Source organism: Stenotrophomonas sp. SRS1, assembly GCF_026130205.1.
GTDB lineage: Bacteria > Pseudomonadota > Gammaproteobacteria > Xanthomonadales > Xanthomonadaceae > Stenotrophomonas > Stenotrophomonas rhizophila_B.
Window position 1 is genome coordinate 820743 of record NZ_JAINFD010000001.1, and the last position, 23034, is coordinate 843776.

Genomic DNA, 23034 nt, shown 5'->3' on the forward strand with positions numbered 1-23034 from the left:
GTAGCAGCGATCACGAAAGAGGCATCAGGCGAACGGGCGATCGATGGCCGACGACGGTGGGGTGAACCACTGCGCGCCCTGCGCGGTCACGAAAAAGTGGTCCTCGAGCCGGACACCAAATGCACCCGGCACCACGATCATCGGTTCGTTGCTGCAGCACATGCCGGGCTGCAGAACGGTGTCATTGCCGCGCACCAGGTAAGGCGCCTCATGGATGGCGAGGCCGCAGCCGTGGCCGGTACGATGCGGCAGGCCCGGCAAGCGATAGTCCGTGCCGAGCCCGGCCGCCTCCAGCACTGCACGGGCGGCAGCATCGACCGACGCGCAGGTCACCCCGGGACGCACCGCCGCGAAGGCAGCCGCCTGCGCTGCATGCTCCAGCGCCCAGATGCGGCGCTGCGCGTCGTCGGGTGTGCCGAAGATCCACGTGCGCGTGATATCGGAGTGGTACCCCTGCACCGTGCAACCGGTATCGATCAGCACCAGCTGGCCCTCGGCCAGATGCTGAACACCCGGGATGCCGTGCGGAAACGCGGTGGCATGGCCGAACTGCACGATGCAGAACGTGGAGCCGTTGTCGGCGCCCAGCGCACGGTGTGCCTGGTCGATGAAGCGCACGAGTTCATCCGTACCGATGCCTTCACGAGCAATGCCCGCGGCAAGGCGATGTACCTGCAGGGTCATGTCGCAGGCCTGCTGCATCAGCGCCAGCTCGGCCGGCGACTTGCACATGCGGCACCCGTCGATGATCGCGGTGGCATCGCCGATCGCGGCCGCAGGCAGGTGCCTGGCCAGGCCCGTATGCACGCCGAAGGCAATGCCCGGGTCCAGCGCCAACGTGCGCGCACCGCGCTCGGCCATCACTGCGGCAACCAGTGCATACGGATCGTCGTGCTCCTCCCACAGCCGCTTTCCGGCCGGGATCTTCAGCACGGCATCCAGCGAGCCTTCCTCGAATACCGGGCACACCAGCAGCGGCTCGCCGCTGAGCGTCAGCAGCAGGCCCACCAGACGCTCGGTTGCGCCCCACGGCACGCCGCTGAAGTAACGCAGCGACGTGCCCGCGCCGACCAGCAGCGCATCCACGCCCTGCGCCTGCATCAGCGCCCGCGCATGCTCGATACGCGCCTGATACTCGTCCGCAGCGATGGCCGGCGCACGATCCTCCCAAGGCTTGAGCTGGGCCTGTGCCTCGGCCAGGCTGAGCCCACCGATCTGCCCGCTCATGCCGCGCTCCCCACATCCGCCGTGGTGCCAACGCCATCGATGTTGCGTTGCACGCCGCCGGGATTGCGGTCGCGCAGTTCCACCGGCAGCAAAGGATCGGGTACCGCGTCGTAGCTGTGCAGCGCCGCGAAGCGGTGGATCGCACCCGGCATGCCCACCGAGGTGAACCCGGGGTGGCCGGTGCTCGGGAACGGACCACCGTGGTTCTGCGCCGCGCTCACCGCGACGCCGGTCGGCATCTTCGAATTGATCAGGCGGCCCACCCGCGCGCGCAGTACCGGAGCAATCCGCTGCCACGCCGCGTCGTCGCTGCCATCGGCCGCACGGTACAGCGTGCCGGTCAGGTTGCCCTCGAACGCCGCAGCGACCTGCGCCATCGCATCCACATCCGCGACCCGCACCAGCAGACTGACCGGACCGAAGGCTTCGGTCTGCAGTGCCTGCGGCTGGGCGATGAACGCCTCGGCATCCACGCTCAGCAGCGTCGGCACATAACGATAACCGCCCTCGCCCGCCGCACCGCCGGCCAGCAGTTGCGCACCGGCCTCACGCAGCGTCGCCACCCCGTGGGTCAGATGGTCCAGGCCGCCCTGGGAGAACAACACCATCGGTGCGGCCGAAGCGAAGTGCGACGTGGCGGCGGCAACGAAGGCATCGCCATCGGCACCGTGTGGCACCACCACCGCGCCCGGGTTGGTACAGAACTGACCACTGCCCAGCGTGCAGGACGCAAAGAACTCCTGCGCGAGGGGCTCCCCGCATTCGGCCAGCACGCCCGGCAGCATGAAGACCGGATTGACGCTGGAGAGTTCGGCGTAGAACGGCACACCGGCCGCGTCGGCTGCGGCTTTCAGCGCCAGGCCACCGCCACGGCTGCCGGTGAAGCCGATCGCCCCCAGCCGCGCGTCGCCGGCCAGCGCCAGGCCCAGCGGATTGTCGAACTGATACAGCAGTTGCACCGCCGCCGCCGGCAGCCCGGCCTGTACCAACGCGGTGTGGGCCAGCTGCGCCATGCGCTGGCTGGTGGCCGGGTGCAGCGGATGGGCTTTGGCGATCACCGGATTGCGGGCTGCGATCGCCGAGGCGAAATCGCTGCCCGCGATCGCGTTGAACGCGAACGGGAAATTGTTGGGGCCGAGCACCAGCACCGGCTTGGACAGTGGCGCAAGGTGCGAGCGCAGTCCCGCAGCGGTATCGATCACCGGCTGGGTCCAGCTGAAGCTGCGCACCGCCGCTGCGGCCTGGCGCAGCTGGCCGGTGGTGCGAGGCAGTTCGTTGCCACGCAGACGCGTGGGGGCCGGCAACGCGGTTTCGGCGTGGGCCAGTGCCACCAGCGTGTCCGCATCGGCATCCAGCGCGTCGGCGTAAGCCTCCAGGAAGGCCGCGACGCGCTCGACGGGTGCGGCGGCCAGCTCGGCCGCCACCGCACTGGCCGCCGCGACCGCGGTCTCGATGTCGGCCGCACCGCTGACGGGGAATGCGGGTCCGATGCGCTCGCCGGTGGTGGGATCCGCCGCGCGGAAGCTTCCCTGCAGCGACAGGCTCGGTTGCCAGCGTCCCGCCAGCAGAAGCGGTTCGACATGCGTCATATCAGGCCTTCTTGGTTGCAATGGCGTGGTCGATGATGGCCAGTGCGTCCGTACGTTCGGCGCCTTCGACCACCAGACGCGGAGCGCGCACGGTTTCGCTGCCCAGCCCGACCTTGGCCTGGACCAGTTTGATCAGCTGAACGAACTTGGGCACGGTATCCAGGCGCAGCAGCGGCAGGAACCAGTTGTACAGCTCGGCAGAGGCGGCATACCCGCCATCGCGGGCCAGCTCGAACAGCTGCACCGACTCCACCGGATACGCGTTCACCAGGCCCGCAATCCAGCCCTCGGCGCCCATCGCCAGGCCTTCCACGATCGCATCGTCCATGCCGACCAGCAGCACCAGGCGGTCGCCCAGCAGTTCCTTGATCGCTGCGAAACGGCGGATCTCGCCCGAGGATTCCTTGACCGCCTGCAGGTTGGCGAACTCACCGGCCAGCTGCGCGATCTGGGCCGGCAGGATGTCGGTGCGGTAGGCCACCGGGTTGTTGTAGAGGATGCACGGCAGATCGGTGGCACCCAGCACGGCGCGCGCATGCGCGGCAGCCTCGTGCCAATCGGACGTGTACACATACACCGGCAGCACCATCAGGCCACCTGCACCGGCGGCCTTGACCGCCTGCGCCAGCTTGACCGCTTCCTCGGTGGACAGCGCGGCGATGCCCGGCACCACCGGCACGCGGTCGCCGACCGCCTTCACCAGGGTGGCGACGATGGCCACCTTCTCATCAAAGCTCAGCGTCGCCGCTTCGCCCAGCGAGCCCAGAGGCACGATCGCGGTGGAACCGGCATCGACCAGCTGCACCGCGTGCTTGGCCAGGAACGCGTGATCGACGCTGCCGTCGGCATGGAACGGGGTGGTGATGGCGGGCAGGACGCCCTTCCAGAAAGAGGCATTGCTCATGGATGTATCCCTTGCGAGTCGTCGGTGAAGGAGTCGGCCAGCGCCGCGAGGCGGACCGGGAACAAGGGCGGCCGGCGGCCGCCATCGGTGAAACGTTCGGCATCGCCCAGGCCGAGTTCGGCCAGTGCGGTGCCGCAGATACGGCCTTGGCAGGCGCCCATGCCACAACGCGAGGCGAGCTTGGCGTCGCGCGGGTCGTTGAAACCACGCAACGCGCGCAGTGGCACGTCTTCGCAACGGCAGACCAGAGTGTCGTCCTGCGCCAGGGCGTGGACGCGCGGATCCAGCGCAAAGGTGCGCTGGAGTTCGGTGGCGAACGCGCGCACCTGGCGGCGCCGCGACTGCAGCGCCTGTGCGGCATCGGTGCCCCCGGCCGCCATGTAGCCCGCGATGGCGCCTTCGACCAGCGCGCTGTCGCGCCCGCCGATGCCCAGCGCTTCACCTGCCGCGAAGACATTGGCCACACTGCTGCGCAGCAGCGCATCGACCGCCACCTGCGGGTGCGCACCGCTGCGTTCCAGACGGCAGCCAAGCAGCTCAGCCAGTTCAGTGTTCGGCACCAGGCCGTAGCCGACCGCGAGCTGATCACAGGCGATATGGTGGCGGCCGCGCGGACCCTCGATCTCGATTTCGCGCAGCTGCGTGTCGCCATACGCACCCACCACCACGCTCCCCGCGTGGTAGCCGATGCCGGCCAGCTGCATCTGCAGCGCAGCGGCCTGCAGGGCCTTGGTCGGCCAGCGCGGCAGCCGCAGTGCAAAGCTGGCCAACGCGCGCCGCGAGGCCTGCTCATGAATCCCCAGCACGCGTGCACCGTGGCGACGCAGTGTTGCCGCGCTGGCCAACAGCAAGGGGCCACTGCCGGCCACCACCACGCGCCGGCCCGCCAGCGGCCAGCCCTGCTTGGCCAGCGCCTGCGCGCCCCCCGCACCCGTCACACCGGGCAGCGTCCAGCCGGGGAATGGCAACAGCAGCTCGCGCGCGCCGGTGGCCAGCACCAGGCTGCCGTAGTGCAGTTCGCGGGGACCGGCAGGGCTGTCGGCCAGCAGCCAGCCCGATTGCGCCATCGTCACCTGGGTCTGGGCCAGCCATTCGACCTGGCCGGCACCGAGGATGTCCAGCGCGCGTCGCGCCATCGGCGGCGCACCATGCGCCACATCGTGACGCCAGACCTGGCCACCGGCGCGCGCCTGCGCATCCACGATGCCAACGCGCACGCCATGCGAAGCCGCGGCGCGGGCAGCGGCCAGCCCGGCTGGACCGGCGCCCACCACCAGCACGTCGTAATGCCGCACGGACTCAGCCATCGGTACGTACCTGCATGCCTTCGCGCGCCGGGGTCATGCAGGCGCGCAGCTGGGCAATTCCATCGATGCGCACCCGGCACTCAAAACACACGCCCATGCCGCACAACGGCGCGCGCGGCTCCCCGCCGCGCGACGTCCGGAAGGCGCCACCGGCGAGCGCGATCGCCACCGCCACCGCCACCGTTGCCCCTTCAGGCACCTGGACGGGCGTTGCGTTGACCGACAGACACACGCGCGTGCTCATGCCGCCACTTCGGTGATCGCGCGGTCCGGCAGATAGGGGGCCGGGTCGATCACCGGCGTGCGGCCTAGGACGCTGTCCACGATCAAACGCGCGGTGCCCAGTGCCGTGGTGACACCCAAGCCTTCATGGCCCGCTGCCACCCATACACTGCGCCGCCCCGGTACCGGCCCCACGTAAGGCCGCCCATCCGGCGTGGCCGGGCGCACCCCGGTCCAGATACGGATCGCCTGCAGATCGCGCAGCACCGGCAGGAACGCAAACGCCTGCCCCAGCATCTGCCGCAACAGCGGCAACGACACGTCACGATCGGACACATTGAATTGGCGAGAGGAGCCGATCAGGATCTGTCCGGTGGGCCGCGGCTGCACGTTGAAGGCAACGCTGGTGTCAGCATCGCCATGTGCCGAATCCGCATAGTCCAAGGCCAGCAGCTGGTGATGGACCAGGCCCGGGTAGCGGTCGGTGATGACCAGCTGCCCCTTGCGTGGACGCATCGGCAGCTCCGGCAACAGCTGTGGCAGATCCACGCCGCTGGCCACCAGCACCGGACCGGACAACGCTTCGCCATCATCCAGACGCACCCCGTGATCGAGCAGCCCGACCACGCGGCGCCCGGCATACAGCTGCGCACCGTGTTGGCAGGCCTGGTCGACCAGATAACGCGCCATGCGCGGTGGATACACCACCGCCTCGCTGGCGACCCGCATGCCCCCGGCCAGGCCGGGCACCAGGTTCGGCTCGAACTGGTAAAGCTGCGTGGCATCGACCAGTGCCGCATCGATGCCCGCCTGCGCCAACCGGGCGATCTTGGCCGGTACCGTCTCCAGCTCGCGTGCGTTACGTGCCACCCACAAGGTGCCACATCGGCTGAACTCGGCCTCTTTCAGGCGCGCATAGCGTTCCCACAACCGCAGCGAGTAGGCCGACAGCGCCAACTCCGCCGGATCGTCATCCATCGCCACCAGATGCCCCATCGCCGCCGCCGTCGAGCCGCCACCGACCGGGCCCGGCTCGATCACCGCCACGCGCAGGCCTTCGGCCGCGGCGGCTTCCGCGCACGCTGCACCGACAATACCGGCGCCGACGATGATGAGGTCGTAGGTGTTCATCCGTGCGCGCCGGCCTCGGCACCGATGCCCCAGGCGAACGGGTCGGCCGGGTCGATCAACAACTGGGCCCGGGCAGTGAGGTGCGCGGTGCCGGTGATGCGCGGTGCGATGCCACGTCCGCTCAAGCGGTAGCTGCCTTCGAAAGCGCTGCCCAGGATGCCCTGCTGGATCCAGCGCGCCCCCTCGGCCAGCTTGCCGTCCGCCGCCAGACAGGCCAGCTTGGCGCTGGTACCGGTGCCACACGGCGAGCGGTCATAGGCCAGGCCCGGGCACAACACGAAATTGCGCGCCTGGCCGCTGCCATCCGGTGCGAGGCCATTCACCTCGACATGGTCGATCTCGCCACCGTCTGCACCGGTGATGCCCGCGGCCTCCAGCGCCTGGCGGATGGCCTCGGTATAGGCAGTGAGCTCGCGCTGGTTCGACAGCTCCAGGGCACAGGGAGACTGCTCGGTGATGTAGAACCAGTTGCCGCCCCAGGCGATGTCGCCGCGCACACGGCCATGGCCGGCCACCTCCACCTCGATCCCCGCAGCATGCCGGTAGCTTTCCACGTTGTCGACGGCGATGTTGCCAGCGGCGTCCAGGTCAACACCAACGTTACCGACCGGCGTCTCGATCAGGTGCTGTCCCGGTCCGATCCGCCTGAGCTCCAGCAGCGTGCGGACCACGCCGATGGTGCCGTGGCCACACATGCCCAGATAGCCCACATTGTTGAAGAAGATCACCCCGACACAGGCGCGCGGATCACGCGGCGGCAGCAGCAGCGCGCCGACCATCGTGTCCGAGCCACGAGGCTCACAGGCAATCGCACTGCGCCAGTGGTCGAACTCGGTACGGAAGCGCTCACGGCACTGCGCAAGGTTGCCCTCGCCCAGGTCCGGGAAGCCGGAAAGGACGACCCGGGTAGGCTCGCCGGCGGTGTGGGAGTCGATCACGTCGATGGTATGCATGGCAACGATGCTCCCATCCGGCCACCACTGCGACTAGCGTGGAATGGCGGTGGCAAATGCGGAAATCTGCACAATCCATGCCCATTGCAGGCGCCCCGCTTTGCGCTAGGATCGGAGCCACATGCCCTCCCGCAGACCGCCAGTGGATTCGATGGACGTCAACCTTTCCGGCAAAGAAATGCAGTCTTTGTTCGATGAACTCCCTGAAGTGGTGTTCTTCATCAAGGACCAGGAGGGACGTTACACGCACTGCAACCTGACCCTGGTGCGACGCCTCGGCCGCAAGCAGCGCAGCGACGTGATCGGCAGAACCGCGCTTGAGCTCTTCCCGCTTCCCCTCGGTGGCAGCTACACCATCCAGGACCGCCGCGTGCTGTGCGGCGAAGTCATCGACAACCAACTGGAAGTGCATCTGTATCCCAACCGCATGCCGGGCTGGTGCCTGACATTCAAACGTCCGTTGTGCCAGAACGACGAGGTCTCCGGCGTCATCGGTGTTTCACGCGATCTCGGCCAGCCCGACAACAAGCACTCGGCGTTCGAGCGGTTGAACAAGGTGCTGGAACACATGCAGAACCATTACGACGAACAGCTGCGCGTGCAGTCACTGGCCAATCTCGCCGAGCTGTCCGTTGCGCAGCTGGAGCGCCACTTCCGGCGCGTCTTCCAGGTGACCCCGCAGCAACTGCTCACGAAACTGCGGATCGAAGCGGCGATGCGCCTGCTGCATGGCGATGAGAGCATCGCCAGCATCGGGCAGCAATGCGGCTTCGCGGACCAAAGCGCATTTGCACGGCAGTTCAAGGCGACGGTGGGGATGTCGCCGCGGGATTATCGGGGGATCAAGGGGCAGTTGTAGGGAGCGCTTTCAGACGAGACCGCGGAGTATGTCCAGACGGTTGGCTGACGCGTCCGCTGCCATGAGATTCGGGATGGTTTCTGGCGTTCGCCGAGGACGAGAGAGAAATGACACCGGCCATTCCGTTACACGACGTTTGCGCGCCACCCCTGATCTGCGCACGGGCATTGTTTTCTTCACCAACACGTCTGGAGCTGAGACCGGGAAGGCCTATGTCGTCATTCTCAAGGCGCTGTTCGAGCATGCAGAGGCACTTCGTCAGGGGCATCACGAGTAAGGCGTTGCGCTCGATCTGAATGACTCACGCACCGTCAACGCAACAGTGGCATCCTGCATCTTCGTGCGGGAGACCAATGATGCGGATAACGGGAAATCTTCTTGCAGCAGGTGCTGTCACGCTGAAGGTCGGCGTGGTGTTCTGGGTGCTGGTGGCCTGGAGGACACCCGGGGGCGAGCCTTGGGACGCGGCTGCATTCTGGACCGTCGTCTATCCCATCGCGTTGGCCATTGCCGCAGTGCTGGGCGCCTGTTTCCCCCGGAAGGCGTGGCTATGGGGACTGTTGCTCATGGCGCTGCAGGTGCCGGTGGTGGCCGTGATGTCGGGCGTTGGCCCGTTGCTGCTGGCCGGGCTGGTATATGCACTGGTCCTCGCGGTGCCCGCGATGGCCATCGCGGCAGCGGCGGGCGCGCTGCGTCGCCGCCTGCATGGGAGGGTGTGAGACGCTCAGCGCTTCGCCGGCTGCCACCCTGCGCGCATGGCATCCCCAGCGCTGCAGAACATGCGCTCGCCGCGGCTCAGGTCGATGCTCGTGCGCTCGTAGTCCCGCTGGCCGGGCACGTGGTAGATCTTCCTGCCTTCGCGGGAGATGTTGCCCTTGATGCGGCATCCTCCCGCCGCCGGCGGAGAGGCCACTGGGGATTGTCGTGCCGCCTGCTCACGCTTGCTGCGACGATAGTCAGCTGGCATCTGGAACGGACCCTGCCAGAGATTCCGCTGGTGCTGGCGCGCGTCGGCTTCGTCTGCGATGAATGCCGTCGCGTACTGGCGATACGCGACCGCCCAACCGGCGCGCACCATCCGCCGATTGACCGACTGCCCTTGGACAAAGCACTCCGCCACCACCCGACCGTAGCGGTCCGTGTCCTTGGGCTGACAACGAACGGTCTTGTCCAGCACATAGCCATCCAGCGCAGCAGCGGACCGTCGGCCACAGGGCCATGGACGTCCGTCGTTGGCAGTGCATTGCTGGGCGCTTTCCGGCGCATCGATACCCCACAGGCGGATGCGCTGCTTCGCCACGGTGAGCGTGTCCCCGTCCGTGACCGTCGCGCGTCCGACCAGCTCTGCTGCCACACAAGGAACCGACGCCAACACCAAGAACAACACCACCAGACCTTTCAACACCATCAACAACGACATCCTCTAAGCGCATGCCCGGGTGCGAGCGCCAGTTCAAACGGGGTGCGACACTCTAGCGGAAGTGGTGGACTGTCGGCTAACTATGAAACGCCGGGCCTGCCGACAACGTCGGCGAGCTCACCCTGACGCGGAATGCAATGAGCAGGCTGGCCAGGAGCATCACTGCCGCGGCAACGATGAGGACTGCCACGATGCCCCCCAGCCCGAACACCAGGCCGCCCAAGGCGGCTCCCGCTGCGATGGAAGACTGCACCGCAGCAACAACCATCCCGCCCGCACTCTCGGCCTGATCGGGTACCGCACGCGCGACCCAGCTCGACCAGGCAACAGGCACGCCACCGAAGGCCAGGCCCCAGAGCGCGACCAGGATCGACAGCCCGCCAACACCCACCGGCAACAGCACCATGCCTAGCGCGGCGAGGCCGACCAAAGCGGGCATGATCACCAACGTGACTTTCAAGCTGCGCTCCATGAGCCAGCCCGCCAGGAGTGTGCCGACAAAGTTCGCCACACCGAATCCGAGCAGAATCAGCGCGAGGCCATCAGCGCTCATCTGCCCCAGGCTCTCCAGCGTTGGGCGGATATAGGTGAAGAGCGAGTACTGACCGGTGTGCGCCAGAACGCAGCCCAGCATTCCGACCGCAATGCCTGGCCGGCGCAACAGGCCCACCACCGACTCTGGCAGCGCCGCCTTGCGTGGCGCCATTCGGGGCAGCGTGAACCACTGGAACACAAACGTGAGTCCCCCTACCGCCGTCGCTGCCCAGAAGGCGCTGCGCCAGCCCAGCAGCCCGCCGAGGTAGCTCCCCAAAGGAACCGACACCACCGTGCCGACCGCAATGCCACTGAAGATGATGGACAGCGCGCGAGGCACGCGCTGTGGCGGTACCAACCGCATGGCCACGGCCGCTGCCATGCTCCAGAAACCGCCCAGCGCGACGCCAAGAAGGACGCGCATCACCAAGAGGACGCCCATGCTGGAAGACAACGCCACCAAAGCGTTGGAGAGGATCATCAGACCCGTGAAACTCAGCAGCACCAGGCGCCTGTCGATCGAGCGGGTCAGGCGAGGTACCAGCAGGCCGGCGAACAGGGCGACTACGGCGGTGACCGTCACTGCTTGACCGGCCAGCGCCTCCGACACCCCCAGGTCCGCCGCCATCGGCGTCAACAGGCTCGCAGGCAGATATTCCGCCGTGAGCAGCCCAAAGACACCCATGGCCAGCGAAAACACGGCCACCCATGCCGATGAAGACGGCTCCCCGCTCTCCCTGGCCACAGAATCAGGCGCGTCCGCGGCATCAACTACGTCATTGCTCATCAAAGATCCCAGTGCATTCGTGCAGCCGAGAGTCTAGGGAGGCAGGTCAGGATGATCTATGATTGTCCAACCTATATTTTTGATCGAAACCCCGGACCGTCGCAATGAGCCAGGTTCCAGCCCAGCACACCGACCTGATCAGCGAGCTGCTCACCGGCATGCGACTGCATGGCGTCCAGTACCGACGCATCCAGACCGGGCCGACCTTTGGACTTGGATTTCCCCCGAAGCCAGCCCATGCCTACTTCCATTACCTGGCAGTGGGCAGTGCGATCCTTCGAGGCGCGGACGGCAGCAAACACCGTCTATCCGCCGGGGATGTCGTGCTTCTTCCCCGCGGAGAAGGCCACGCATTGCTGTCCGACGAGGACCACCCCGTCCAGTGCCTGGAAACGATAGTCGCCGCTCCACTGGGTGAGGCAGTGAGCGGGATAGACACATGCCCGAGCACACATGCAGTGCCAAGCGCCGTGCTCTTCCACGGATGCATGGTGTTCGATCTGGGTGGCATGCAAGGGCTGAGCAAGTTGATGCCGGCCGTGATGTTGGCCGATGGCAACGCCACCCAGTTCCCCGGGCTGTTGCCGATGGTCGACGCGATGAAGCGCGAGGTGTGTTCCGGACGCATTGGCTATGCAGGCATACTCGCCCGGCTGGCGGATGCCGTCGCGGCCATGATCGTGCGTGACTGGGTCGAGCGCGGTTGCGATGGAGCCTCGGGCCTGGTCATGGCCATGCGCGACCCTCGTCTATCGCTGTCGTTGCTTGCCCTGCACAGGGACCCCGGGCGTGACTGGACCGTCGAAGCACTGGCTGCAGAATCCAACATCTCACGCTCTGTCTTTGCGGATCGGTTCCAGACCGTCATTGGAACCGCGCCTCTGCGATACGTGACTGAGCTGCGTATGCAATTGGCGAGTCAGTGGCTGACCCAGCAAAGCCTATCCATTGAAGTGGTGGCAGAGCGTCTTGGCTACGCGTCGCAGGCTGCTTTCAGTCGCGCGTACAAGCGCGTGATGGGCCACTCTCCTGGGGCGACTCGGCGGGGGCGCGCCTTGGCCTCTCCGTAGCAGCGCTGCCAGCACTGCCCCGTCCAACGGTTGACGGAAACCCGTTTGGCAGGTTTCCGGTCAATTTTTTCCCGTTCTCAGCCCCTGTAGACGGAACAGGGGCACTATGCAGCTCAAACCAACCGTTTGACGTTATTAGGTTCATTCGACCTAGACTTCGGCAGAGTGTGTCCAAGGGAGTGTCCAACTCTAACCTTACCCTTCCGCCCCCGAAATTGACGGCAGCTCGCAACCTCAATCACCGGCGTTCTCACTGATTTTATGGATGTGATCTAGAGCAGCTTCGTCGTTGTCTTCCTCATCCTCGTAGCCGAAGTCCGGGCGTTCGTCCTCGTCCTCGTCCTCGTCCTCGTCCTCGTCCGCGTCCGCGTCCGCGAAATCCTCTTCCTCTTCCTCTTCCTCTTCCACGGCTTTGTCCAGCTCATCCGGGATCTGTTCCGCCCTGCTAGATCCTGGGACGTTGCTCACAAGCAGTGCCCCGACAAACGCATTGACCTTGCAAGCGGCCACGGCCCCTTCCGACTCAAGATCCATCCGACCCTGCTCGGCAGCCGCGTTGATCCGGGCCCAATGACCCACTCCTTCTGGGGGAACCGTCACTCCGTTTCTCTCCAGGCTCTTGCTACCCAGCAAGTTGGCACCCTCGGCACCGTATTCCTCGGATAGCGCTCTGTAGGCCTTCATCTGATGCAGAACGTTCGCGGTTCCGCTGGGCTGATCGTTCTTCTCGGTCATGGCCTTCTGCCTCTATGGACTGCTGATAGCTATAGCACCAAACGGTTTGCGCAGGTGCAGAGAGAAGACATCAGCGACTAAACTACACCAGCTTTAATCAAATATTAACAATATGGGCTACTGACGTCCGAGCCATCTCATAAAACGCTAGAAGTCCGCTACCCAACAGCCATTAAAGCAATGAACAAAAGTGATGGGACGGCAAATCAACAAGCCCTGTCGCATGCGTTCATATGCAAGCGTCTACCAAAGCGCAACCTTCCAGAACAGTAAAGAACGATGGACAAGGTGAGGGAACACCCCGTCCCTAGTCGGTTGATTAGCGAGCTTCGCCAGTGGATCGGGGAAGACTCCGCTCGAATGGATACGAACGCTGGCATTGTCTGGGGCATTGTCGATCACTTCCGCCCAGCCACGACCTCTGCAAATAGATGAACAGTCGGATTGGGCTGCCCATGTGGCAGCGCATGCGCCACGAGGAAATGATTGAGATTGGCTGTCATCCCCGCCTCTCAAGCCTTCGGCTGCCGCCTCGCACCACAGGACTATCGCCTCGCCGCAGCGCCCCATCTTCCCAGTTCCAACCCTAAGCTGGCAGACCTCTGACCTGGCGCTCCGGTGGAACCAACACGCTCTCATATGAGCGTAGTTACTTGGTGTCACCGCCTTTAGAGCCCTCGTTAACCTCATGAGCACTCGCCAAAGCGCTTTGGTGAGTGCTTTCCGCATCAGCGTCCGGACAAGACAAGAAACGTCGCGCGACGCCAGATGAGCGACCTCCAGACGGACCCCAAAGCGCTCTCATCAGTGCTCATGGATGCCGTTGACGGAAAAGACCACCCCTCTGCTATTGTGAACACAGGGGCGGCTCGTCTCAAGCCGTGAGAATCAAGGATGCTAGAACTCGTATTGCACGAAATCGGTTCCGATAGGTCGATCTCAGGCCTATGTGCAGGCTATGAAGGGAAGACGTGGCGGCACTCCGCGCTGGTCGACTATCTAATGGAATCACTTCCAGACTTCTGCCTTACCTACAGTGAGTACAGCCAGATCGGCCACGAGTCGGCGGTGCGAATGATCAGGAAGGCGGCAAAGTCGGTTTACAGCACAGGGAAGTTCAAGAACAGGGGCGAGTTTGGTGAGCTTTTGCTCCACGTCATTCTTAAAACGACGATGGGAACCCTGCCAGCGGTGTCTAAAATTTATTACAAGGACTCCGCAAATGACACGGTGAAGGGATTCGACGCGGTCCATGTTGTTCCTTCTGAGACAGGACTTGAGCTCTGGCTCGGTGAGGTTAAACTTTACGAAGAGATTGGTTCTGCCATTCGCGATGTGACAAAGGAGCTGGAGCAGCACCTGATGGCTGACTACCTACGTAGCGAGTTCGTCGCAATTCTCAACAAGGTTGATAGAGATTGGCCGCATGGGCGGCAACTTCTAGCCTTGCTGAATGAGCGAACGTCGCTAGACCAAGTGTTCGAAGCTTTTTGCATCCCTGTTCTCCTCACCTACGACGGCCAGGCCACCGCCGACCATGACGCATCCTCTGAAGCATACAGACAGGCCTTGGTCTCAGAAATGCGCTCCATCAAGGAAAAGTTCGACAGGCTCGTTGTCAGTGTCCCACACCGCATTCATCTCTTCTTGGTGCCGTTGAAAACGAAGAAGATTCTGGTAGAAGCCCTGCATCAGAAGCTTGAGGCAATGAAAGCCCTATGACATCGGACGTCTTTCAGTTTTCAGATCCCGCCTCCATCCAGGCGGACCCTTTCCGTGCCACCCAGCACCTGGCATCTCTTGTCAGTCGAGCAGAGTTGGGGGAATTCGACGACACTGCGGTCCAAGAGGCTGTTTTGTATGCGCTGGAGAACAAAGCCAGTTTCGGGCAATGCAGTGTCATCGTAGAGAGCTTGGCACGCGCGCGAGGTCTGTTTCCTTATATCGCCAATGAAGAGCTCAGTGTCCGAGAGGAGCTTGCCTGGAGGCGCATCGCCCCACTGGCATGGAAGACGTGGTGCTACACCGTAAGCAGGCCGAGATTTACCAGAGGTTGGTTGCTGGTCAGAGCATTGTTCTGAGTGCCCCAACGAGCTTCGGAAAGAGTCTACTGATTGATGCGCTAGTCGCTTCGGGGCGCTACCGCAATGTTGCCGTTGTGGTGCCGACTATTGCGCTGATCGATGAGACCAGGCGACGCTTGGCGGAACGCTTCGGAAACACCTTCAAGCTGATCACCCATCCCACGCAGGAACTTTCTTCCAAGAACATCTTTGTGATGACCCAGGAACGTGTCTTAGATGTGGACACGCTCCCTTCAATCGATCTCTTCGTTATCGATGAATTTTACAAACTAGACCCTAAACAAGATCCGGATCGCGCTTTACTGCTAAACCAAGCATTGCATCGCCTACTGAAAACCGGCGCACAGTTTTACATGCTAGGACCCAGCATCAGAGAAATCTCCGCTCAGCTTTCGAGCTTGACAGGGTCTATGTTCGTTGACACTGACTACGCCACCGTAGTGACTGAGCAGATCAATGTCAGCCCGAAGGACGGGGACAACATCAAGGCACTCGTAGAACTCTGCCAAGGGCTTCATGAATCCACCCTCATCTACTGCGCTTCGCCCGCAAGCGCGCGAAGAGTTGCAACGGCCCTAGCGGCAGCTGGATTGGGCACGAGGGAGCCCAAACTCAAAGGCGCCTATGACTGGCTCGCCAAGAACTATCATCCCGACTGGGCAGTTGCTCGAGGTTTCTTGACGGGCGTGGGGGTTCACCACGGCAAGGTCCCGCGCGCCATCGCGCAGTACGCTGTACGTCAATTCAATCACGGTAGACTTCCCTATCTTGTTTGCACCTCAACGCTAATTGAAGGCGTAAACACGAAAGCAAAGAATGTTGTCATTTTTGACAACAAGGTGGCCTTAAAGAAGTTCGACTTCTTTACATTCAACAACATCCGAGGCCGATCAGGACGGATGCTGCGGCACTATGTTGGCCGGGTGTACCTGTTCAACGCTCCGCCTCAGGCGGACTTGCCGCTGGTGGACATTCCTCTGGTCAATCAAGATGACCGTACGCCAGACTCCCTGCTCATTCAGCTGGACCAAGATTTCCTGACGCCAGAATCCCATGCCCGCATGACCGCGCTTCAGAAAAGCTCGCTCTTGCCCATTGACGTTTTGCGGGGAAATTCAGGAATAGACCCTGGCGCGCAAAATGCCCTCGCCAGGCACTTGTTGGCGGCCGGCAACGAAGGATTGGGCATGCTACTTTGGCAGGGCTTTCCAGACTATGGGCAATTGAAGTACGCCTGTGAATTGATATGGAAGTTCTTGATTGGGAAGAAGCGGATCGGAGGGGCAGTTTTATCTGGAAGTCAACTCGCATGGAAGATGAGCCGCCTGGCATCAGCCAAGAGCGTTAGGCGCCTGATCGCTCTTGAGCTTGCCGACCAAGATTCTCCAGATGCCGACCGCGCAGTTGAGGAAGTCTTGGATTTCGTCAGAACTTGGGCTGGCTTCCACTTCCCCCGCTACCTAATGGTGCTCGACCGCATCCAGCGCGCCGTCTACATGAGTCGGAATGGCGAATCGGGGGACTACTCCGTGTATGCCGCAAAGATTGAGAACATGTTCACGACAAGTGGTTTGGTTGCACTGGATGAGTATGGAATTCCTCTCCAGATCGCAGAGAAATTGCGTCCACACTTCGGTCATCATGACACTGTTGATCAAGCCATTGACCAACTACGACAACTTGATGTTGGACGTGTCGCATCACTAACTGACTTCGAGCGCGAGCTGGTTCAAGACGCACAAGTCGGTCTTGGAACGCGTGCAGTATCGGTGGACTAACGCTTCATTGCGTAAGCTCCCCCGTCAAGCAGACATTTCTAAAGTAGAGCTTCTGGTGTGAGCGGTACGGTACTCGACGGGGCTCATGCCGCTGAGCGAGTCATGTGGACGAATCTCGTTGTAATCGATCATCCACCAATGCGCTGCCTCACGTAGTCCTCAAGGCGTGCGAAGAGGTGCTGGTCCAGCACCTCCTCACGGAACGTGCGGTTGAAGCGTTCGATGAAGGCCTTCTGGTTGGGCTTGCCAGGTTGGATGTATCGCAGCGCCACGCCGCTGAGTTTGGCCCACTGGGTAAATTCTTCGCCCAGGAACTCAGGGCCATTGTCCGACCGTAGAACCTGCGGTAATCCGTGATCACGTTTGAGCTGCTCGAACACGCGCACCAAGCGACCAGAGTTGAGTGATGTATCCACCTCGATATTCAGCACCTCGCGGTTGAAGTCGTCGACCACATTGAACGTTCGGAATCGTTTGCCACAGGCCAACGCGTCACTCATGAAGTCCATGGACCAGACGGTATCTGGATGCCTGGGAACATACAGCGGCACCCGCTCGCGCTTTGGCAGACGGCGCTTGGCCGCTCTTCTCAGCTTGAGCTTCATCGCGTTGTATACCCGATAGATCCGCTTCGGATTCCAGTCCGGTCGCTTCTTGCGTAGTTGATCGCTGCACTTCCAGAAACCTCGACTGGGCCGCTCCTCGACCAGCCGGGCCAATGCCGAGATCAACTCCGCATCGCGCACGGTCCAGTCCAGTGGCGGCGCATACCAGGCCGCACGAGACAAACCCACGTAACCGCAGGACCGGCTCAGGGGGCGCACGTGCACCTCGGTGAGGAAACGCACTGCCTCACGCTTCTGACCCGGCCCTACAGTTTTTTGCGATCAGGTCCTTCAGCGCCGCGTTGTCCAGCGCCATTTCCGCATACATGCGTTTGAGCTTGGCGTTCTCAGCTTCGAGGTCCTTGACTCGACGAAGCTCGGACGCCTCAAGCCCGCCGTACTCGCTCTTCCACTGGTAATACGTCGCCGTGCTGATGCCGGCCTGGCGACATAGATCCTTCACCGCAAGCCCGGCATCGCCCTGCTTCAGGATCGTGATGATCTGCGTCTCGGTGAATTTTGATGTGCGCATGCAACCTCCTGGCTGGTTAAAGATGCCAGAAAGTTCTACTTATCGGGTGTCTGGCTGCCGGGGGAGCTTGCGGCGAGACCGGTTCTTTTGGTGGTATTCGGGAGCCTCGCTCCTCCTGGGACCTTTCGGATTCGTCGTCGGGCCGCTCATCGCCCGACGCGGAAGCCGGAAGGCGCCCCTGGGGCATCCGGTCAAGGCGCGCGTGACCCAAGCCACGGACAAGGGGTTGGCTTGGTGGCAGCGGCGGGTCATGACCCCGCTGACCCTGCTAGGCGCATTTGGGGTCTTTGCGCTCCTGAGCGGGCTGCCGACTTTTCTGTTTTTAGTCTACGCCGAACTGACCATGTGACCTGAATAACTCAAACATAGCGAGGGCCGCCTAGCGCGGCCCCATAGTCTGCTGACTTAGTGAGCAAGGTCTGTAGGTTCGAATTAACAACTAGCGGCAAGCGGAAGAATTTTCTGAGGCCAGAAAATCAAATCAGCGGCTTGTCGCGCTTAGCACCTGGAGTAAGCAAGGGGCTGTCCTTGAGGACTGCCTCGCGCCCGTCCCTTTGCTTATGAATGGCGCGGGTAGCAATCCCAAGCCTCGTCTCGGACGCACTCGCTGGCTTGACAGTTACCCTAAAAGCTGGCTTTTTTTTCGAAACAACGCGCTCTGTTCGATCGCGGTTTTTATCGACAATCTTGACGTCGAAAATTTCGCCAGCGATTTCACGTTTCATTTTTGATCTCCGGGAAAACAATCAAACCAACTGCCTTTTCAAAATTTATTTGATCCACCGCGTCAGATAACGTTTCTTTTAACAAATCGAAAGCTTCCTCCGCGTTACATTCATAGATACTACAAACGTCGCTACATGTCAAATCCGGCGACTCCACAAGGATGACAGGGGGCACAGCTATTTTCGCCTGCGATTTAAGCGGCAGGATTACAAGCCAATTACTGCTGCCCAACCTTATCGCGTCCTTATCACGATCCAAATTGAACTCGACGCTGGAACCTACGTCAGCCCCGACAGCCCGCTCCCGAATGTCATAAAATTGATAACCACTCCAGAAACGAGTGACCCTGCAGCCATCGTCGCTTGGGCACGCGATCGCCAACTTCAGACTCACCCTCTTGATTATCCCGCGTTTGCTCAGCTCACTTTTGAATGAATCGACAAGAGATTCTCTGAGACGCAAAAGAACCTTTTCCACATGCCACTCATCAAGACGGGATACTATGATACTGCCAGCAGCTCGCTCAACATCAGCAATTTCTTTTTTAAATTTATCGAGCGGCGACCCAAAATCAAGCATCCCAAGTGAAGTGCTTAGTGGAACAACCATGAGATTATCTATCCCACGAGCATGGATCTCTGGGGGGCCAGCAACAACGGCATCAATAATTGCGCCAAGCCAATGAGATTTCTTTGACTGCCCACCCACAATCGAAAATCCAATGGTCCAACTTCCTGAATCATCCTCGCGCCGCTCCTCGTCGAACACCCAGAGCGGCAAATTGGAAAGAATGCCTCCATCCACAAATTCGCACTTCCCCTTATAATCAACAGCAACCTTATATGGCTTAAATATGTAAGGGAGACAAATTGATGCGCAAACCGCATCTGCAATTGAGACATCAGGAGTTGCTCTCGCGGAAAAAACCTGAATACCCTTAGTAGTTAGATTTGTTGAAACTATTTTAAGAGACCTGCCACCGGCCGCCTCAAGCTGTCTAAACGTCACATCAGCGAAACCTTTTTCTTTTAAAATACTACTGTCTCGAAGCGCTCTATTTATGGCACTGCGGACTTCCGTCAGAGGAGCTAGGCCGGGCCGAAATACATAAATAGCAATCCAAGCAAATAATAAGCTAGCCGCAGCCACATAGGACGAAGTCAGGAGGGCCGTGTCATAGGCATCCCCATAATTACGCAGCAAAATTTGAGGGCTAGCCAACAAAAGAATTACTAGCGAGCAGAGAACCGAGAGAGAAATTACTGCCACAGTGGATAACTTAGAGACAAAACTTGCCAACCTAATTTTTAGCCATCCATGCCAGGTAAACATGCTGGTTAAGGAGCCCCTCCCACCCCCCATCATTTTTTTTAGAAAAACTAGCTCATCGTCCTTCGCAAACAGTTCATTAGCCTCATATTTGCATGCAACAAGCGCAGCCATAATAGATCCAGCTGACGTGCCGGCTACTCCCACTATCTCCGCTTTAAGGGTCTTGCCAAAAGAGTTTTCCGCTACGATATTAGATTCAAGCGCTCTAAGAGCCCCGATATGAATCGCGCCTTTGGCGCCCCCTCCCTGAAATGCCACGTATACCGGCTGCACGTGAATATCGCTCTCTTCCTCAGACATCTCTACTCCTTGACATAAAAGTCATCCGCTAAAAATTCTCATCACCGAATGATTTGCACCATTCCAAAACTCATTTAAGAATAAGCAGACCCTCTTCTCCTTTAAAGAAACACCCCCTGCCCTTTGTGTTGAAGATCTTCGTTCAAGCTGCCCGGCTGGTGCATGGGGAGCGAAACCGACGCCTGACCTTAGAGGAAAATACGCCGGGTCAAATTCAGCCTGCACTCCCGCATCGGTAAACGGCTACCCAGTGTCTTCTGAATCCAGCGTAGCGATCGCTTGGACTCCTACTAATGAATTGCCCGTCATATCTTTCCCATCGGCTAGGCAGCAAAGGTCACCGCAAGCACCAAACTACGGAAGTTAGGCCTGGCGAATGCCCCCCTAGTCCACTGAGCTTCTCAAGCACCGTGAACTCTCTGCCATAGGTTGAGTGATGCTCATCATCCAACTCATGGCCAACAATTTGCGCACGCAGTTCAGACACTACGCCAGCACCCTGTAGCTCCTGGATAAACGTCTTCCTGAGCGAATGGAACCCGCGCTTGGCTGGCTCCCAGCCCTTCCCCACCTCGGCCAAATGCCTACTAAATGCTTTGGTGATCCAGTTGCCCTGCCCGTTCACCGCCGTTGCTTTGGCCGGCGGGAATAATCTCGTCTCACCTGCCGCGCGCTTCCCGTCGACCCACTCCAAGAGTCCCATCTTGAGCAATTCAGGATGTAGCGGCACGGTGCGAAGGCTCACTTCGGTCTTCACCTTCTGGCGCTCTCCGTCGTCTGAGATGCGGATACACGGGATACCGTCCTCCTCAAACACGTCCTTGATGAGGAGCTGACCGACTTCGGACGCCCTGGCACCGGTGTAGAGCCCAATGAGGGACGCCCAGCGGGCCGATTCAGAAAGCTTGGCCAGCGCCTCGGGCGCGGACAGAGCCTGGATCTGGGTCCTATCGTAGGCTTTGAAACCCAGCTTCTTCCGGGCGCGCTTCTCACGTTGGGAGTAGCTCACATGGCCCGAAGCCGGGTTGTCGCCCCGCGGGTAGTGACCAGAGGCCATGGCCCACTCGAAAAAGCCACCCTTGCCGCCGATGTAGGACTGCTTGTTCGTCAGGGTTGGCGTGGAAGCCCCCTTTTCCCGCATGTCCTGATACCAGCGGGCCAAGTCCGATCGCGTGATGGTGTGGACCTTGGCCTTTGCCCCCAAGAACGCCACCAATGCCTCGATCGCGGTCTTCTTGATCGTGTAGGTCTTGGGCAGAGTTGAAGGCTTGAGCGTCGCCAGGAAGGCGTCGCGGGCCTTTCCCAGCGCGATCGTCTCGATCGCCTGAGCCGGTGGCGGTGCTGCGGCTGCGAGGGTCGCCTGTGGCCATATCTCGCGGGCCGGTCCACGGTGGGCTGCTGCAGGTTGTTGGAGCGTGGCCGCCATCGCCTCCAACTCCATGAGTCGCCGGTAGAGCTTCAAGTCCTTCGGACTATCGATCTGCCATTGCTCCGTGACCGTCCCGTCCGTTGCCCGGGTGCGGTTCAACGTGAGCTCGCGCAGGTTCTCAGCACTCGTCAAACGATCAATGAGGAGGTCAGCATCCGTTTTGCTGAGCTTGGCCACGCGTTGATCCTTCAACTGTGCGAAGAGCCGAGCATAGCCTGCGCCCAGCACCACTGCACGCACGTGCGCCTGGACTCGATCTTTCGTTCTGAGGGTGCGTTTGATCAGCCGGCAGTCGAGCACAGCTTGGAGGTCAACAGGAACGCGCTGGACGAAAGACCAGCGACCGGTCTCGGACCGACTCAAATGGTGAGGGATGCGCATGCGATTGTCGCCTCTGCATGCTTTCCGCGTACCAATCAGGACACATCAAAAATTCATATTTAGAATTAATGACTTATGCATGATTGGCGGAGAGAGTGGGACTAAACGTGCCCGACCCTAAGCCATTGATCTGCCTACAGAACTCAAACCGGACTGTGTCCTGGTGAGTGTCCTTGGAGTCTACGGCGAACGTAGACGCTGATGCAACGTTGTGTGCGGGGTGACGAGTCGGCTAGATACCGGCACGCCGTTCAGGCATCCGGAGCCGGCGACCGAACGCCCAAAGCCTCCACCGATGGAGCAGGCCGACTTTACGCACAACAATGGATCGGCGCGCGAGCACACGCTCATACTTGACTAGAAGCCACGTCAATCTTTGCCTGGGCCAACCCAAGGCGAAGGGTGAAATGGATGGCGCTGGCTGCGGCGCTGTAGGCAGCCAAGGCACCTAGGCCTGCAAGCAGCCCCAGCGAACCCGCCGCCGCCCAGGTCAAGCTATACGAGCGTATCTCTGGCTTGAGATCCAGCCCGAAAACCCGCTCGCACAAGAACCAGAACAGTACCGCCCACACAATCGCCATAAAACCGCGCAACGTTCCTGTCCAGGCGGTGCTTCTGGCCAAGGCAGCCTCAATCGCGCCTTCGAGAGTGATTAGCGACCTTTCGCCGAGTTTCTGCGCTCCAATGAAGTCAGCGACTCGGTCAACCGCGCTCTCGTTCACGTCCAACAGTGCGATCCGGCTAGGCGGGGACAGAACGACGCACGCCACCCCAAAAAGCAAGCAGAGCGGCGTGAACGACCACCTTGTGGAACCTTCCATCACGGAAACATAGACTAGAAAAGCCACGCCTAATAGCAAAGCGAGCCCCAGACGCTTTGAGATCAGCTTCCCACCAGCCAGCATGAGTTCCAAGCCGTTCCACGTGACATCCATGAGCGTGGCCAGCTTTGCATTGCTTAGGTATCGAGGCCGTCCACCCGTTACAGCCGCCTCGGCGGCTCTTAAGCACTCTTGGACAAGGGGCAACAACCGCAAGTTCTTCTTTGTGCCCTCCTCCGTCTCAGCAACGTGGGCAGGTGGTCGCAATGTTGACGTCTCCGGTTTAGTCTCCATCGAGCTTTTCCTAA

The 23034-nt window shown here is 61.3% G+C and carries 20 protein-coding genes and 1 pseudogene; 6 read left to right on the plus strand and 15 right to left on the minus strand.

Annotation, left to right across the window (positions count from 1 at the left end):
• Positions 1–24 precede the first annotated feature (24 nt).
• Genes K4043_RS03615 through K4043_RS03645 form a run of 7 tightly spaced genes read right to left on the minus strand, consistent with a single transcriptional unit; the run spans position 25 to position 7333 of the window.
• Positions 25–1227, minus strand: a complete 1203-nt coding sequence (locus tag K4043_RS03615) for a Xaa-Pro peptidase family protein (protein ID WP_265308232.1) — start codon at positions 1225–1227, stop codon at positions 25–27.
• Positions 1224–2816, minus strand: coding sequence for an aldehyde dehydrogenase family protein (locus K4043_RS03620; RefSeq protein ID WP_265308233.1), 1593 nt, complete (start codon positions 2814–2816; stop codon positions 1224–1226). The genes K4043_RS03615 and K4043_RS03620 overlap by 4 nt, the downstream gene beginning before the upstream one ends.
• A 1-nt stretch (position 2817) precedes the next feature.
• Positions 2818–3720 carry a dihydrodipicolinate synthase family protein gene (locus tag K4043_RS03625; protein WP_123729604.1) on the minus strand — a complete coding sequence of 301 codons (903 nt, stop codon included), beginning with the start codon at positions 3718–3720 and terminating at the stop codon, positions 2818–2820.
• Positions 3717–5027 carry an FAD/NAD(P)-binding oxidoreductase gene (locus K4043_RS03630; RefSeq protein WP_265308234.1) on the minus strand — a complete coding sequence of 437 codons (1311 nt, stop codon included), beginning with the start codon at positions 5025–5027 and terminating at the stop codon, positions 3717–3719. The genes K4043_RS03625 and K4043_RS03630 overlap by 4 nt, the downstream gene beginning before the upstream one ends.
• Positions 5020–5271: a (2Fe-2S)-binding protein gene (locus K4043_RS03635; protein WP_265308235.1), complete on the minus strand. Its 252-nt coding sequence runs from the start codon at positions 5269–5271 to the stop codon at positions 5020–5022. Before K4043_RS03635 ends, K4043_RS03630 begins: the two co-directional genes overlap by 8 nt.
• A complete protein-coding gene (locus K4043_RS03640) occupies positions 5268–6380 on the minus strand; it encodes an FAD-dependent oxidoreductase (protein WP_265308236.1) in 1113 nt (370 codons plus the stop codon). The genes K4043_RS03635 and K4043_RS03640 overlap by 4 nt, the downstream gene beginning before the upstream one ends.
• Complete coding sequence (locus K4043_RS03645; protein ID WP_265308237.1) at positions 6377–7333, minus strand: proline racemase family protein; 957 nt, start codon at positions 7331–7333, stop codon at positions 6377–6379. The genes K4043_RS03640 and K4043_RS03645 overlap by 4 nt, the downstream gene beginning before the upstream one ends.
• A gap of 142 nt (positions 7334–7475) precedes the next feature.
• On the opposite strand from K4043_RS03645, the gene K4043_RS03650 reads away from it, so the two are divergent.
• Positions 7476–8192, plus strand: coding sequence for an AraC family transcriptional regulator (locus K4043_RS03650; protein WP_123729609.1), 717 nt, complete (start codon positions 7476–7478; stop codon positions 8190–8192).
• 356 nt (positions 8193–8548) lie between these two features.
• The gene (locus K4043_RS03655) at positions 8549–8911 is read left to right on the plus strand and encodes a hypothetical protein (RefSeq protein WP_265308238.1); all 363 of its coding nucleotides are present in this window, start codon (positions 8549–8551) and stop codon (positions 8909–8911) included.
• A 5-nt stretch (positions 8912–8916) separates the two neighbouring features.
• On the opposite strand, the gene K4043_RS03660 is transcribed toward K4043_RS03655, so the two are convergent.
• Positions 8917–9612 carry a thermonuclease family protein gene (locus tag K4043_RS03660; protein WP_265308239.1) on the minus strand — a complete coding sequence of 232 codons (696 nt, stop codon included), beginning with the start codon at positions 9610–9612 and terminating at the stop codon, positions 8917–8919.
• A 76-nt stretch (positions 9613–9688) separates the two neighbouring features.
• Positions 9689–10933: an MFS transporter gene (locus K4043_RS03665; RefSeq protein ID WP_265308240.1), complete on the minus strand. Its 1245-nt coding sequence runs from the start codon at positions 10931–10933 to the stop codon at positions 9689–9691.
• A gap of 104 nt (positions 10934–11037) precedes the next feature.
• On the opposite strand from K4043_RS03665, the gene K4043_RS03670 reads away from it, so the two are divergent.
• Positions 11038–12003, plus strand: a complete 966-nt coding sequence (locus K4043_RS03670; RefSeq protein WP_265308241.1) for an AraC family transcriptional regulator — start codon at positions 11038–11040, stop codon at positions 12001–12003.
• Positions 12004–12237: 234 nt separating this feature from the next.
• Here K4043_RS03670 and K4043_RS03675 read toward each other — a convergent pair whose 3' ends face one another.
• Complete coding sequence (locus tag K4043_RS03675) at positions 12238–12738, minus strand: hypothetical protein (RefSeq protein ID WP_265308242.1); 501 nt, start codon at positions 12736–12738, stop codon at positions 12238–12240.
• Between the two features lie 894 nt (positions 12739–13632).
• On the opposite strand from K4043_RS03675, the gene K4043_RS03680 reads away from it, so the two are divergent.
• Positions 13633–14460, plus strand: coding sequence for a DUF1837 domain-containing protein (locus K4043_RS03680; protein WP_265308243.1), 828 nt, complete (start codon positions 13633–13635; stop codon positions 14458–14460).
• Positions 14461–14743: 283 nt separating this feature from the next.
• On the plus strand, positions 14744–16600 hold the full coding sequence (locus K4043_RS03685; RefSeq protein ID WP_265308244.1) for a DEAD/DEAH box helicase: 1857 nt from the start codon (positions 14744–14746) through the stop codon (positions 16598–16600).
• A gap of 24 nt (positions 16601–16624) precedes the next feature.
• Here the strand turns inward: K4043_RS03685 and K4043_RS03690 are convergent.
• Positions 16625–17737: pseudogene (locus K4043_RS03690) on the minus strand (IS3 family transposase).
• 22 nt (positions 17738–17759) lie between these two features.
• Here K4043_RS03690 and K4043_RS03695 point away from each other — a divergent pair.
• Positions 17760–18086 (plus strand): hypothetical protein, encoded by a 327-nt coding sequence (locus K4043_RS03695; RefSeq protein ID WP_265308542.1) that lies wholly within the window; start codon positions 17760–17762, stop codon positions 18084–18086.
• A gap of 127 nt (positions 18087–18213) precedes the next feature.
• Here the strand turns inward: K4043_RS03695 and K4043_RS03700 are convergent, their stop codons facing one another.
• The 4 genes from K4043_RS03700 to K4043_RS03715 all read right to left on the minus strand — a co-directional run bounded on the left by K4043_RS03700 (position 18214) and on the right by K4043_RS03715 (position 22840).
• A complete protein-coding gene (locus K4043_RS03700; RefSeq protein ID WP_265308245.1) occupies positions 18214–18462 on the minus strand; it encodes a hypothetical protein in 249 nt (82 codons plus the stop codon).
• Complete coding sequence (locus K4043_RS03705; protein ID WP_265308246.1) at positions 18452–20095, minus strand: patatin-like phospholipase family protein; 1644 nt, start codon at positions 20093–20095, stop codon at positions 18452–18454. Before K4043_RS03705 ends, K4043_RS03700 begins: the two co-directional genes overlap by 11 nt.
• 337 nt (positions 20096–20432) lie before the next feature.
• Complete coding sequence (locus K4043_RS03710) at positions 20433–21905, minus strand: site-specific integrase (protein ID WP_265308247.1); 1473 nt, start codon at positions 21903–21905, stop codon at positions 20433–20435.
• 347 nt (positions 21906–22252) lie between these two features.
• Positions 22253–22840 carry a hypothetical protein gene (locus tag K4043_RS03715; RefSeq protein WP_265308248.1) on the minus strand — a complete coding sequence of 196 codons (588 nt, stop codon included), beginning with the start codon at positions 22838–22840 and terminating at the stop codon, positions 22253–22255.
• Positions 22841–23034 lie beyond the last annotated feature (194 nt).

What these genes read in the sequence shown, in the direction of transcription:
- K4043_RS03615 (WP_265308232.1), bottom strand. Translation starts at nt 1,227, where the DNA reads ATGAGCGGGCAGATCGGTGGGCTCAGCCTGGCCGAGGCACAGGCCCAG.
- K4043_RS03620 (WP_265308233.1), bottom strand. Translation starts at nt 2,816, where the DNA reads ATGACGCATGTCGAACCGCTTCTGCTGGCGGGACGCTGGCAACCGAGC.
- K4043_RS03625 (WP_123729604.1), bottom strand. Translation starts at nt 3,720, where the DNA reads ATGAGCAATGCCTCTTTCTGGAAGGGCGTCCTGCCCGCCATCACCACC.
- K4043_RS03630 (WP_265308234.1), bottom strand. Translation starts at nt 5,027, where the DNA reads ATGGCTGAGTCCGTGCGGCATTACGACGTGCTGGTGGTGGGCGCCGGT.
- K4043_RS03635 (WP_265308235.1), bottom strand. Translation starts at nt 5,271, where the DNA reads ATGAGCACGCGCGTGTGTCTGTCGGTCAACGCAACGCCCGTCCAGGTG.
- K4043_RS03640 (WP_265308236.1), bottom strand. Translation starts at nt 6,380, where the DNA reads ATGAACACCTACGACCTCATCATCGTCGGCGCCGGTATTGTCGGTGCA.
- K4043_RS03645 (WP_265308237.1), bottom strand. Translation starts at nt 7,333, where the DNA reads ATGCATACCATCGACGTGATCGACTCCCACACCGCCGGCGAGCCTACC.
- K4043_RS03655 (WP_265308238.1), top strand. Translation starts at nt 8,549, where the DNA reads ATGCGGATAACGGGAAATCTTCTTGCAGCAGGTGCTGTCACGCTGAAG.
- K4043_RS03660 (WP_265308239.1), bottom strand. Translation starts at nt 9,612, where the DNA reads ATGTCGTTGTTGATGGTGTTGAAAGGTCTGGTGGTGTTGTTCTTGGTG.
- K4043_RS03665 (WP_265308240.1), bottom strand. Translation starts at nt 10,933, where the DNA reads ATGAGCAATGACGTAGTTGATGCCGCGGACGCGCCTGATTCTGTGGCC.
- K4043_RS03670 (WP_265308241.1), top strand. Translation starts at nt 11,038, where the DNA reads ATGAGCCAGGTTCCAGCCCAGCACACCGACCTGATCAGCGAGCTGCTC.
- K4043_RS03675 (WP_265308242.1), bottom strand. Translation starts at nt 12,738, where the DNA reads ATGACCGAGAAGAACGATCAGCCCAGCGGAACCGCGAACGTTCTGCAT.
- K4043_RS03680 (WP_265308243.1), top strand. Translation starts at nt 13,633, where the DNA reads ATGCTAGAACTCGTATTGCACGAAATCGGTTCCGATAGGTCGATCTCA.
- K4043_RS03685 (WP_265308244.1), top strand. Translation starts at nt 14,744, where the DNA reads ATGGAAGACGTGGTGCTACACCGTAAGCAGGCCGAGATTTACCAGAGG.
- K4043_RS03695 (WP_265308542.1), top strand. Translation starts at nt 17,760, where the DNA reads ATGCCAGAAAGTTCTACTTATCGGGTGTCTGGCTGCCGGGGGAGCTTG.
- K4043_RS03700 (WP_265308245.1), bottom strand. Translation starts at nt 18,462, where the DNA reads ATGAAACGTGAAATCGCTGGCGAAATTTTCGACGTCAAGATTGTCGAT.
- K4043_RS03705 (WP_265308246.1), bottom strand. Translation starts at nt 20,095, where the DNA reads ATGTCTGAGGAAGAGAGCGATATTCACGTGCAGCCGGTATACGTGGCA.
- K4043_RS03710 (WP_265308247.1), bottom strand. Translation starts at nt 21,905, where the DNA reads ATGCGCATCCCTCACCATTTGAGTCGGTCCGAGACCGGTCGCTGGTCT.
- K4043_RS03715 (WP_265308248.1), bottom strand. Translation starts at nt 22,840, where the DNA reads ATGGATGTCACGTGGAACGGCTTGGAACTCATGCTGGCTGGTGGGAAG.